This window comes from Ectopseudomonas alcaliphila, from assembly GCF_900101755.1.
Taxonomy (GTDB): domain Bacteria; phylum Pseudomonadota; class Gammaproteobacteria; order Pseudomonadales; family Pseudomonadaceae; genus Aquipseudomonas; species Aquipseudomonas alcaliphila.
The window spans coordinates 1499134-1511494 of record NZ_FNAE01000001.1; the positions used below are offsets into that span (position 1 = coordinate 1499134).

The 12361-nt window shown below is 63.9% G+C and carries 10 protein-coding genes; 5 read left to right on the plus strand and 5 right to left on the minus strand.

Translation table 11 applies throughout. The annotated features are described in order from the left end of the window. Nucleotides 1–13 precede the first annotated feature (13 nt). From BLR77_RS07120 to BLR77_RS07135, 4 genes are all read left to right on the plus strand, one after another. A complete protein-coding gene (locus BLR77_RS07120; protein WP_074676266.1) occupies nucleotides 14–829 on the plus strand; it encodes a rhodanese-like domain-containing protein in 816 nt (271 codons plus the stop codon). A 69-nt stretch (nucleotides 830–898) separates the two neighbouring features. Next, the gene (gene asd / locus BLR77_RS07125) at nucleotides 899–1759 is read left to right on the plus strand and encodes an archaetidylserine decarboxylase (protein WP_074676268.1); all 861 of its coding nucleotides are present in this window, start codon (nucleotides 899–901) and stop codon (nucleotides 1757–1759) included. 167 nt (nucleotides 1760–1926) lie between these two features. After that, nucleotides 1927–3729, plus strand: coding sequence for a molecular chaperone (locus BLR77_RS07130; RefSeq protein WP_074676270.1), 1803 nt, complete (start codon nucleotides 1927–1929; stop codon nucleotides 3727–3729). Between the two features lie 62 nt (nucleotides 3730–3791). Continuing rightward, nucleotides 3792–5861 (plus strand): EAL domain-containing response regulator, encoded by a 2070-nt coding sequence (locus tag BLR77_RS07135; RefSeq protein WP_074676271.1) that lies wholly within the window; start codon nucleotides 3792–3794, stop codon nucleotides 5859–5861. Between the two features lie 63 nt (nucleotides 5862–5924). Here the strand turns inward: BLR77_RS07135 and serB are convergent, their stop codons facing one another. After that, complete coding sequence (serB, locus tag BLR77_RS07140; protein WP_074676273.1) at nucleotides 5925–7139, minus strand: phosphoserine phosphatase SerB; 1215 nt, start codon at nucleotides 7137–7139, stop codon at nucleotides 5925–5927. A 174-nt stretch (nucleotides 7140–7313) separates the two neighbouring features. Here serB and BLR77_RS07145 point away from each other — a divergent pair, with 174 nt between their 5' ends. Continuing rightward, on the plus strand, nucleotides 7314–8840 hold the full coding sequence (locus tag BLR77_RS07145; RefSeq protein WP_074676275.1) for an AhpA/YtjB family protein: 1527 nt from the start codon (nucleotides 7314–7316) through the stop codon (nucleotides 8838–8840). A gap of 13 nt (nucleotides 8841–8853) precedes the next feature. Here the strand turns inward: BLR77_RS07145 and BLR77_RS07150 are convergent, their stop codons facing one another. The 4 genes from BLR77_RS07150 to BLR77_RS07165 form a co-directional block, all read right to left on the minus strand. Further along, nucleotides 8854–9762, minus strand: coding sequence for a metal ABC transporter ATPase (locus BLR77_RS07150; RefSeq protein WP_074676276.1), 909 nt, complete (start codon nucleotides 9760–9762; stop codon nucleotides 8854–8856). A gap of 145 nt (nucleotides 9763–9907) precedes the next feature. Beyond that, entirely contained in the window at nucleotides 9908–10717 is an 810-nt protein-coding gene (locus BLR77_RS07155; RefSeq protein WP_074676278.1) for an aldo/keto reductase, read from the minus strand. After that, on the minus strand, nucleotides 10714–11889 hold the full coding sequence (locus BLR77_RS07160; protein WP_074676280.1) for an NAD(P)/FAD-dependent oxidoreductase: 1176 nt from the start codon (nucleotides 11887–11889) through the stop codon (nucleotides 10714–10716). The genes BLR77_RS07155 and BLR77_RS07160 overlap by 4 nt, the downstream gene beginning before the upstream one ends. 115 nt (nucleotides 11890–12004) lie before the next feature. Next, nucleotides 12005–12337, minus strand: coding sequence for a DMT family transporter (locus BLR77_RS07165; RefSeq protein WP_074676281.1), 333 nt, complete (start codon nucleotides 12335–12337; stop codon nucleotides 12005–12007). Nucleotides 12338–12361 lie beyond the last annotated feature (24 nt).

Here is a 12361-nt window from a genome sequence, read left to right on the forward strand (position 1 = left end):
CAAGGAGGCCGTCATGTCCGCCTTCGACAACTTGCCACTGGTGATCGAGCCGGCCCAATTGGCCGAACGCCTGGATGCAGCCGACCTGATTCTGCTCGACCTGAGCAGCGCGGCACGCTACGCCGCCGGCCATATCCCGGGCGCGCGCTGGGTGGATAGCAAGCGCACGCAACTGGGCGTGCCGCCCGCTCCCGGCCTGCTGCCCGAGCGGGCGCAGCTCGAGGCGCTGTTCGCCGATATCGGCCACCACGCGGATGCCACTTATGTGGTCTATGACGATGAGGGCGGCCCTTGGGCCGGTCGCTTCATCTGGCTGCTCGACGTGATCGGCCACCAGCGTTACCACTTCCTCAATGGTGGTCTGCAGGCCTGGATCAGCGATGGCCTCGAGCTGAGCCAGGAACAGCCCGCAGTGACTCGCACCGAGGTATCACTGACGCTGAGCGATGCCCCCACCGCCACCCGCGAGTACCTGCAATCGCGCCTGGATGCTGCCGACCTGGCCATCTGGGACGTGCGCGGCGCGGATGAATACCGCGGCGAAAAACTGAGTGCAGCGCGTGGCGGGCATATCCCCGGCGCCACCCATTTCGAGTGGACCGCCGGCATGGACCCGCAGCGCGGCATGCGTATCCGCACGGATATCGCCGAAGTCCTGCAAAGCCTGGGCATCACGCCTGACAAGGAAGTGATCACTCACTGCCAGACCCATCGCCGCTCCGGCTTCAGCTACGTGGTCGCCAAGGCGCTCGGTTACCCGCGCGTGAAGGCCTACGCCGGCTCCTGGTCCGAGTGGGGCAACCTGCCCGATACCCCCATCGAACGCTGAGTCCGTCGACAATCAGTTGCACCCGGCCTGGTCACGCCAGTGCCGGCTCAGAACCTTCAAGGAAACACGATGAAACAACGTCTTTTTATCCTCAGCCAGTACCTGCTGCCCCATCACCTGCTGTCGCGCCTGATCGGCTGCGTTGCCGAATGCCGTATCGGCTGGCTGAAGAATCCGCTGATCTCGTGGTTCGCCAAGCAGTACCAGGTCAACATGAGCGAAGCGCAAGTCGAGGACCTGCGTGCCTTCGAACATTTCAACGCCTTCTTCACCCGCGCCCTGAAAGAAGGCGCGCGCCCGCTGGATGAAACCCCCGGCGCCATTCTCAGCCCGGCCGACGGGGCGATCAGCCAACTCGGCGCCATCGAGCACGGCCGCATCTTCCAGGCCAAGGGCCACAGCTTCAGCGCTGTCGAACTTCTTGGTGGCGACGCCGAACGTGCAGCACCGTTCATGGGCGGCCAGTTCGCCACCGTGTACCTCTCGCCGAAGGACTACCACCGCGTCCATATGCCGCTGGGCGGCACGCTGAAGGAAATGGTCTACGTACCGGGCCGCCTGTTCTCGGTCAACCAGACCACCGCGGAAAATGTGCCGGAACTGTTTGCCCGCAACGAACGCGTGGTCTGCCTGTTCGACACCGAGCGCGGGCCGATGGCGGTGGTACTGGTAGGCGCGATGATCGTCGCCAGCGTCGAGACGGTATGGGCCGGCCTGGTCACGCCGCCCAAGCGCGAGCTCAAGAGCACCCGCTATGACGCGCCAGCGCGCGGCCCGATCGAACTGGCCAAAGGCGCAGAAATGGGCCGCTTCAAACTGGGCTCCACTGCCATCGTCCTGTTCGGCCCGAATCAGGTGCAATGGGCCGAAGAGCTGGGCGCTGGCAGCGCGGTGCGCATGGGTCAGCTGATGGGCAATGCTCAGAACTGAGCGGCTGAGAAAAGGAACCCGCATCTCGACCGTTCGGTCATAGATCCGTACTCTGGCGAGGTAGCCCGTCCATGCGAACGGGCTGCCAGCACAGGCAGATACTGCTAGAGTTCGAAAGACTATTACTAGAGCCGCTTGGTATTGCGTGGCCGGAGTATCCGAGTTTGATGGATAGACAGAGTACCCACCTTCAGCTGTTGCGCGTTCCCACGCCGAGCAAGCAGAGCCTCAGCTTCTGCGACGGCAGCCCCCGCGATCTCAAACGCTGGATCGCAGGCCTGCCCAAGGCGAACATCGGTGAAACTGCACGCCAGTTGTATCAGAGCCTGGTGGAACTCAATCAATTCCTCACCCCCTCGGAAAACCGCCTGCAGTTGCTCGAGTTGCTGCGCCCGGAAGTCAGTTTCGTCTGCCAGCACCTGGAGCGACACTTTCTCAACCAGGCCATCGTTCTCGACGAGCGCCCGCGCAAAGTGGCCAACCTGTGCCAGGCACTGCAGAACCACCTGGCGGTCGGCTACAAGCTGATCATTTCCCGCGTGATCACCCGCAGCGGCAAGGATCGCGACCAACTGCTCGCCGTCTCCCTGCAGCGCGCCAGCCACAGCCTGTGCAGCCCGCTGATTCGTGCCAGCCAGCTTTACTGCCCGGTCCCGGAAGGACTCTGGCTGGAGTTGCACCAGCTTTATCAGATTGCCTGCGAGCAGCGTCTGCAGCGCCAGGCCATTCGCGACCCGTTGGCACACCATACTCAGGGCATGAGCACCGAGCACACCTACGTGACCGCGCTGCTACTCGGCTGCGCGCGCACCAACCAGATGCGCCAGAACAGCATCGCACGCCTGGCGCAAGCCCTGGAGCCCTGGAGCGCGCTGATCAAGCTGCAGCCAGGCGACCATGCCGACAGCCTGTTCGTGCTGGCGCCGCAGGTCGACGGCCCGCCGCGCTACAAGTCGCTGTATCAGAGCAGCGAATTGCACAACCTGCTGGGCATCGACACACAGCCGCTGGTCGATGCCATCAAGGAATATCTGGAACTACCCGAAGACGAGCGCAGCAAATCGCGCCTGATGATTCCGGAGGGCATCAGCCTCGATCTGCTGCAGCACGTTGTCGCAGCCTGGGGCGACATAGCCGAGCGCACGTTCCAGCGCACGCCGGGGCAAGGCAGCCTGACCCTGTGCATCGGCATGACCGCGCTGCATTTCTTCCTCGCCGGACGCCGCTCCTTCGCCGAAGTGCTCAAGCGTCCGGTCGAACTGGGTGCCGCGGTATTCAAGCCCTCGACCGGCGAGCCCAATGTCTGGTCGAACGCCTTCGATGCCCAGCGCAATGCCGCTGACGAAATCCACTTCGAAGAGATTCAGTACACCAAGGTAACCCCCGGTGAGCAGGCGCAGCCTGAGAACAATGGCGAGAGTTACCCGACCTTCCCCCTGCCGATCGTCAATCACAGTCCCGGCGGTTACTGCCTCTCCTGGCCCAAAGAGGTCCCCAGTCAACTGCAGGCCGGCGAACTGCTGGGTGTACAGGACAACCCCAGTCAAGGCTGGAGCGTGGCCATCGTGCGCTGGATTCGCCAGGTCCGCGGCGGCGGCACGCAGATGGGTATCGAGCTGATCGCGCCGCACGCACGCCCCTGCGGTCTGCAGTTACTGCGTAAAGCTGAACAGAACAGCCAGTATCTGCGCGCCCTGCTGCTACCGGAAATCAGCGCCATTTCTCGTCCCGCCAGCCTGATCACGCCGCGCCTGCCATTCCAAGAGGGCAGCAAGGTGCTGATCAACGACCACGGCGAAGAGCACCGCGCAGTACTCACCCGCAAACAGGTCAGCACCGGCAGTTTCAATCAGTTCGAGTATCGCCGTGTCGGCGAAGAAGAAGGTGCGCCCGGGACACCGGTCACAGCCTCGCAAAGCCAGAAGCCTGCGGGGGAGGAAGATTTTGACTCGCTCTGGAAGTCTCTGTAGGCTCCAGAGGATTCACCATTTGTCGCCTTTTCGCGTCCATTCGGCGCCGCACTGACTCCTCTATGGCCATCGAAAAAAAAACCATTCGCCTGCTGATTCTCGAAGACTCGCAGAACGAGGCAGAGCGCCTGGTCAGTCTGTTCCGTAACGCAGGGCATGCCACTCGCGTGCATCGCCTGACCTCCAGCGAAGACCTGGCCGAGACCCTGCAACAGACCTGGGATCTGCTGATCTGCGCATCAAGCAGCGAGCATCTCGACCCCGGCGAGGCGATCAGCGCCATCCGCCGTCAGGCCAAGGACATCCCCGTCATACAACTGGTCGAGGACAATGATTCCGAGATCATCACCGAAGCCCTGTTGTTCGGTGCTCAAGACGCGCTGCCGCAAGGAGAGGACGAACGCCTGGTGCTGGTGGCCAAGCGTGAGCTGGCCAACCTGGAGGAGCGCCGCGCCCGTCGCGCCGCCGAAGTGGCGCTGCGCGAAGCGGAGAAGCGCTGCCAGCTGTTGCTGGAAAGCTCGGTAGACGCCATCACCTACGTCCACGACGGCATGCATATCTATGCCAACCGCGCCTACCTCGAGCTGTTCAATTACGAGGATGGCGAAGAGCTGGAAGGCATGCCGATGATCGACCTGATCGCCAGTGCCGATCACGGTGCCTTCAAGGATTTCCTGAAGAACTACCAGAGCGCCGAAGGCAATGCCGAGCTCAATTGCCAGGGCGTACGCGCAGATGGCAGCAGCTTCGCCGCGCAAATGAGCTTCTCCCCCGCCACCTATGATGGCGAGCCGTGTATTCAGGTAGTGATCCGCGCGGAAACCTCCAACGCAGAACTGGAAGAGAAGCTGCGCGAAATCAGCAGTCAGGATCTGGTCACCGGCCTGTTCAACCGCACTCACTTCCTCGAGCTGATGGACAACGCCGCCGAGCGCGCCGTCAACACCGGCCAGCCCTCGACCCTGGCGTATATCCGTGTCGACCGCTACGCCAGCATGCAGGGCGAGATCGGCCTGGCCGGCATCGACCTGCTGCTGACCGACCTGGCCGGCCTGCTGCGCGCGCATTTCCCGGCGGACACCCAGCTGGCCCGTTTCGGTGACGACGTGTTCGCCGCCCTGCTCCCGGGCCAGACACCCGAGCAATGCGAAGCCAGCCTGGCGCCCCTGCTGAAGAAGGTCGAAGCCCACCTGTTCGATGTCAGCGGCCGCACCGCCCAGACCACGCTGTCGATTGGCATCGCCGGCCTCAGCGAGAAAACCGCCAAGGCGCAGGAAGTCATCGAGCGCGCGCACCGCTGCGCCGACGAGCTCAGTGACGGCAATGCCATCAAACTGTTCAACCCGGCCGATGAACTCGCTGCAGCCGCCAACCGCGGCAGCCTGCTGGCGATGGTGCAACAGGCGCTGGAGAACAACAGCTTCCGGCTGCTGTTCCAGCCGATCATCAGCCTGCGTGGCGATGCCCACGAACACTACGAAGTGCTGCTGCGCCTGCTCAATCCGCAGGGTGCAGAGGTGCCGCCGCTGGAGTTCCTCGCCGCCGCCAAGGATGCCGGCCTCGGCGAGAAGATCGACCGCTGGGTAATCCTCAACTCGATCAAGCTGCTGGCAGACCATCGCTCCAGAGGCCATAACACTCGCCTGTTCGTACACCTGTCGAGCGCCAGCCTGCAGGACCAGACCCTGCTGCCCTGGCTCAGCGTGGCACTCAAAGCCGCACGCCTGCCGTCGGACTCGCTGGTATTCCAGTTCAGCGAGCCGGACGCCATCGCCTACCTGAAACAGGCCAAGGCACTGACCCAGGGCCTGGCGGAACTGCATTGCAAGGTGGCTTTGAGCCAGTTCGGCTGTGCACTGAACCCGTTCAACACGCTCAAGCACCTGCAAGTGGACTTCGTCAAAGTCGACGGTTCCTTCTCCCAGGATCTGAGCAATGCCGACAATCAGGAAGCGCTGAAAACCCTGCTCAGCAGTTTGCATGCGCAGGCCAAGCTGACCATCGTGCCCTTCGTGGAAAGTGCCAGCGTACTGGCCACGCTGTGGCAGGCCGGGGTCAATTTCATTCAGGGTTACTACCTGCAGGGTCCGAGCCAGTCGATGGATTACGACTTCTCGGCAGGCGACGAATAAACCCCGCCAACGAGAAAGCCGCCTGAACAGGCGGCTTTTTTATGTCTGACAGAACGTCGGCGCTTAGTCCTGCCCCTCACGGTCGCGAAAGCCGAGCAGGTAAAGAATGCCGTCCAGACCGAGGGTGGAGATCGCCTGCTTGGCCGATTGCTTGACCAGCGGCTTGGCGCGGAAGGCTACGCCGAGACCGGCCAGACCAAGCATCGGCAAGTCATTGGCGCCATCGCCGACGGCGATGGTCTGCTCCAGCTGCAAGCCTTCCTTCTGCGCCAGCTCGCGCAGCAGATCGGCCTTGCGCTGAGCGTCGACGATGGGCTCGACAGCCACGCCGGTGACCTTGCCGTTCTCGATCTGCAGTTCGTTGGCGAACACGTAGTCAATACCCAGCTTGGCCTGCAGCTGCTTAGCGAAGTAGGTGAAGCCGCCAGAGAGAATCGCGGTCTTGTAGCCCAGGCGCTTGAGTTCGGCGAACAGCACCTCGGCGCCTTCGGTCAGACGCAGGGACGCGCCGATCTCTTCCAGCACGTCTTCCGACAGGCCCTGCAACAAGCCCAGACGCTCCTTGAAGCTGGCGCGAAAATCCAGCTCGCCACGCATGGCGCGCTCGGTGATCTCCGCTACCTGCTCGCCCACCCCTGCGGCCTTGGCCAGCTCGTCGATCACCTCGGCCTCGATCAGCGTCGAGTCCATGTCGAATACGGCCAGACGGCGGTTGCGACGGAACACCGAGTCGCGCTGGAAGGCGATGTCGACGTTGAGCTCCTGCGCCACGCTGAGAAACTCGGCGCGCAGAGCGACGGGATCGGCCGGCTCGCCACGCACGGAAAACTCGATGCAACCCTTGCCCTGCTCGGCCGGCATATCCAGCGGCATACGACCGGAAAGGCGGTCGATGTGATCGATGTTCAGGCCGTACTTGGCAGTGATCGCACTGACCCGCTGCAGCTGCTCGGCGCTGACCTTGCGCGTCAGCAGGGTGACGATATGGCGGGCCTTGCCCTGGCCACCGACCCACTGGCGGTAGTCATCCTCGGACACCGGCGTGAAACGCACCTGCTGATCCAGCTCGTAGGCGGTGAACAGCAGATCCTTGAGCACCGACTGGGAGCGGCCGTTGTCAGGAATCTCGATGAGGATGCCGAACGACAGGGTGTCGTGGATCACCGCCTGGCCAATATCGAGGATGTTCACCCCGCCCTGAGCCAGCACGCCGGTGATGGCTGCGGTAAGTCCGGGGCGATCCTCGCCGGTGATATTGATCAGGACGATTTCGCGCAAGACGCACCCTCCAAGGCAGACGATTGAGGCAGGCAAGCGGCGAATTGGCCACCGACCGACGAAAAGGCGCACATTCTACCCAGTTTCCCGCCAATCCGGGCAGCCATGCGCTTTGCCCGCCCCAGGCCGCTCGCTATACTGCGCGGCAACTTCAGTCGACAAGAGCCGTGCTCTGTGAACCGGCCCGCGCCCGTCAAACCCGATAACTTCTTCATCCTGATCTTCCACGCGCTGCGCCAGCGGCGGGTGCCCCTGGTGCTGCGCATCGCCAGCCACAGCCTGCTGCTGGTGGCCCTGGCCATGGTCATCTACGCCTGGGTCATGGGCATGCAGTTCAAGCAGGCCATGCAGCAGCAGGCCGACGCCCTGGGCCAGGCGCTGATCACCCAGACGGCGGCCTCCGCCACCGAGCTGCTGGTGTCCAACGACATCCTCAGCCTCAACGTGCTACTCAACAACCTGGCGAAGAACCCGCTGGTGGCACATGCGGCCATCTACAGCGTGGACAGTCGCATCCTCGCCGAAGCCGGCGCGCGCCCGACACGCAGCGTGCTGGGTGAAACCGAAGGTTTGTACTCCACTTCCATCACCTTCCAGGAAGTAATGGCCGGGCAGTTGCGCATCAGCCTGGACATGAGCCAGTTCCAGCAGCCGATGACCATCAGCCTGCAGAGCATGGGTATTCTCAGCCTGATTCTGCTGGCCCTGACCCTGTCGCTGAGCATGCGCCTCGGCCGGCATATTTCCACGCCACTGCTGCAGATGCGCCTGTGGCTGCGTGACCCGGACGACCCTGCACCGGGCGCCGGACGCAACGACGAGATCGGTGACCTGGCGCGTCAACTACAGGCGCGACTGGTGCCGGAAAAACCGGAGCCCGAGCAGGAACTGGATGACGAGCAACTGCTCGACGACAGCGATGACTATCTGCACGAAGAAGACGATGAGCACTTCGACGAGCAGGAGGAGATCGCGGCCGAGCATGCCTTCGATGAAACCGATCTGCGTGACGACGATGACGAGCAGCTCAAGCCCTGGCCTGACACGATAGAGCCGGATGATCCCTTTGCCGACCTGCGTGACGAGTCCGAAGCCCCCGCGCCGGTGGCCAAGGCTCCGCGCCCCTCGCAGGCCAGCGCCGTGCTGGCCATCCAGCTCGGCGCTCAGGAGCAGCTGCGTCGTCTGCCACGTACGCGACTGCTGGACCTGCTGGATCGCTATCGGGTTTGCCTGGAACAGGCTGCCGCGCTGTATCAGGGACAACTGCACACCCTCAAGGACGGCAGCAGCCTGATGCTGTTCCACGAGCGCGAATGCGGCGAGGACTACCTGACTCACGCCATCTGCTGTGGCGAGCTGATGCGCGCTCTGGGCCATGCCCTGCAGATCGAGGTCGCCGACAGCGGCATCACCCTGCAACTGCAGCTGGGACTGACCCTGGGCAGTGACCTGGAAGAGCTGGGTCAGGCCGACCTACTGCTCAGCGACAGCGCCCTCGACGCCCTGGCGTTGTCGCAGCACAGTCGCAACCTGCTGCTGGTCGAGCAACGTGTCGCCCGGGATGCCCTGGCTCGCCAGCGCGCCCGCATCCGCCCGATTGCCAGCCCGGAAGGGGCCAGCTGCGTGGAGCGCCTGCTCGATCCTTATCCAGCACTGCTGGAACGGCAGCTGACGCGCATGCACGAAAGCCGGGCGCACTGACGCCCGGCTTCACTCAAGCGCTGACCAATGCGCGCCGCTGCGGCGTCTGTACACCGTAACGCCGCAGCCAGTCCTTCCAGCGAATCCGCTCATCACGTACCAGCCAGCCATCCTGCTCGGCAAAACTCTCCGAAAGCCACACCCCTCGGGTGCTGGCAGGCAGCAGCTCGCCCTTACGCAAGGTGAACAGCCCGCCGCTCGGCACACCGCGTTGCAGCGCCAGCAAATAGATATCCGGCCGGCGGCGCTCCAGACGCGCCACCAGGCGGCCATCTTCCAGGCATTCGTCGACGTGGAACAGGCTCAGCTGACGGGCATCGCGTGGCAATTCCAGGCTCAGGTCATAGACCAGCTGCAAGGATGCCGTCGGCAGGTGCACATAGGCGCGCGGGCGCTCGAGCAAGGTCAGGTTGCCGCACTGCACCGGCCGCGCAGCGCCAGACAGCGGGCTGAGTCGAAAATGACTCGACTCGCGATAACGCAGCGCGCCCTGATAGGGCGTGGGCAACCAGGTATCGGCGAAACGGCCGGATAACCAGCCATCGGCGCTTTCCAGCAGGCACTCCTCGGCCACTTCCTGAATGGCGGTGAGCAGCGGCAGATTCAGCTCGTGCGCCGGCACGTAACCGGAAATCAGCTTGAGTACGGTATCGCCACGGTCCGGACGGCGCTGACGCACCAGCAACCAGTAGTCACGTCCCTGCAGGCGCAGGGTCAAGCGCACCGACACGCCGAGGTTGGCCAGCTCGACGGAAAAGCGCGAGCTATCCGCCACCTCGACCGGACGACGCCGATCGAGCATCTGCTGGAAGTTCAGTGGCTGTCCCAGGCTCTGGTAGCTCAGCCCATCGGGACCAGCTTCGACGAACAGCGGCAGGGTCTTGAAGTTACTCGGGTCCTTGCGGATCAGCGTACGCGGCATCTCGACTCCTTGTTCCGGCTGGGCGTGAATGCGGCTCGGCGACCGGCCTTCACGCGAGGGTCAGGTTGAAGCGAAAACCGCTCAAGGCTGCCCCAAGCCAACCACCCAGCACAACCCTAGGCTGTAAGAGGACGTGACCGGGGACTCAGCGGATGCCCCGCAAAACCGCCGCGACAGTCGCGACATTGGCCGCCAGGTGCGCGGGCGTGATGGTGCCGACGATGGCGCTGCTGACGCCCGGATGGCCGAAGATCAGCTCGAAGCTGGCACGCACAGGGTCGACACCCTCGGCCAGACAGGCATGCCCGCTGGCCAGCGCTTTCTTGATCAGGATGCCCTTAGCGTGACTGGCAGCGTAGTCCAATACCGGCTTCTCGCCCTGCTCACTCAGGTTATAAGTGACCATGGCGCAGTCACCTTGTTGCAGCGCCAGCAGCCCGCCCTCGACGGTCTTGCCGGAAATGCCATAGGCGAGGATCTTGCCCTCGCGCTTGAGCTCGGCCAGCGTTTCGTACACACCTGTCTCGCGCAGCACCGCCAGATCGTTGCCGTCGGAGTGCACCAGCAGCAGATCGATACGGTCGGTTTCCAGACGCTTGAGACTGCGTTCCACGGACAGACGGGTATGCGCAGGGGAGAAATCGAAGTGCGACTGGCCCTGTTCGAACTCTTCGCCGGTCTTGCTGACGATCACCCACTCATCACGCTGGCCACGCAGCAGCGGGCCAAGGCGCTGTTCGCTGACGCCATAAGCCGGCGCGGTGTCGATCAGATTGATGCCCAGCTCTCGCGCTTGCTGCAACAAGGCCAAGGCCTGCGCATCGTCAGGAATGGTGAAGCCGTTGGGGTACTTCACGCCCTGGTCGCGGCCCAGCTTGACCGTACCCAGGCCCAGCGGCGAAACCCGCAAGCCGGTGGAACCCAGCGGGCGATGCAGATCGTGCAGCGTCGTCATGGCAGCAGTGCCTCCCATACCGGCAGGCCCAGCGGTGGACGCGGCAATTCAGGCAGCGCCGCATGGCCAGCAGGCTGCAGGTTATCCCGCTGCAGGATGGCCAGCACGCGATCAGCGAAATCCGGCGCCAGCGCCAGCTTGGTCGGCCAGCCCACCAGCAGGCGCTGCTGCTCGGCCAGAAACGCGTTATCCGGACGCACCAGTCCCGACTGCGCGGGTTCGGCGCGATCCACTCGCAATGTGGCCCAGCGCGTCTGGCTCTGGTCGACCCAGGGCAGCAATGCCGCCATTTCCTTTTGCGCCGCCTGAATCTGCGCGGCCTCGTCGCGGGCCACGCCATCGGCTTCGGCCAGGTCGCCGCCAAGGTACCAGACCCACTGGCCATCGGCCGCCGGATGCGTGGTCACGGTGACCCGCGGCTTCGGCCCGCCACCGAGGCAATGCGCGTACAACGGCTTCAGCGCCGGCCCCTTGGCCAGCACCATATGCAGCGGGCGCAACTGCTGCGCGGGCTGCTCGACGCCCAGAGCGGCCAGCAGCTCGGCATTGCCGGCGCCAGCACTGAGTACCACGCGCTGCGCGCGAATCTCGCGCCCATCGACGATCAACCCGCACAACTCAGCGTTTTCCTGCAGCGGTTCGATACGCTCGGCGGCCAGCAAGCCATCACCAGCCAGCTCGGCCAGGCGAGCGATCAGGCTGGGCACATCGAGCACCAGCTCGGCCAAGCGGTAAACCTTGCCCTTGAATTTCGGATGCTGCAGAGCTGGCGGCAGTTGCTCGCCCTTGACCTGATCGACGCGGCCGCGCACCGCCTTGCTGGCGAAGAAGCTGGTGAGGTTGCCGGCCAGAGTGCCTGGCGACCACAGGTAATGCGCTTCGGAGAGAATGCGTACGCCGGAAAGATCCAGCTCGCCATTGCCCGCCAGGGCCTCGCGCCAACGGCGCGGCATATCGGCGATGGCCTCGGAAGCGCCGGTCAGCGCGCCATGCAGGGCGTACTTGGCGCCGCCATGGATGATGCCCTGCGACTTCAGGCTCTGCCCGCCGCCCAGGCTGCCACACTCCAACAGCACGGTGGAGAAACCCTGCTGACGCAGGCGCGCATTGAGCCAGAGGCCGGCGATACCGCCGCCGACGATCAGGACATCGGTGCTGAGAGACTGGGACATGAACGGGCCTCGGCGAAAAACAGGCGGGCAGTATAACGGCTTCGGCCAACGGTCGTCGGGTGTCGCCGGGCCGCCCAGGTCGCGCGCACCAAAAGGCCTCAGGTGCGCACGGCCCTCAGTGGCCAGTGGCGCCGGAGAACAGCTGGATAACCACCACGCCACTGACGATCAGGCCCATGCCGAGCATGGCCGGCAGATCGAGCTTCTGCTGATAGATGAACATTGCGGCGATGCTGACCAACACGATGCCCAGACCAGCCCAGATGGCGTACGCAACACCCACTGGAATAGTGCGCACCACCAGGGTCAGCATCCAGAAGGCGATGCCATAACCCACCACCACCAGTAACAGCGGCAAGGGTTTGTTGAAGCCATCGATAGCCTTCATCGAAGTGGTAGCGACCACTTCGGCCGCGATGGCAATGGCGAGATAGAGGTATCCGGGCATGCTGGCGACTCCTGAAAGATGGCC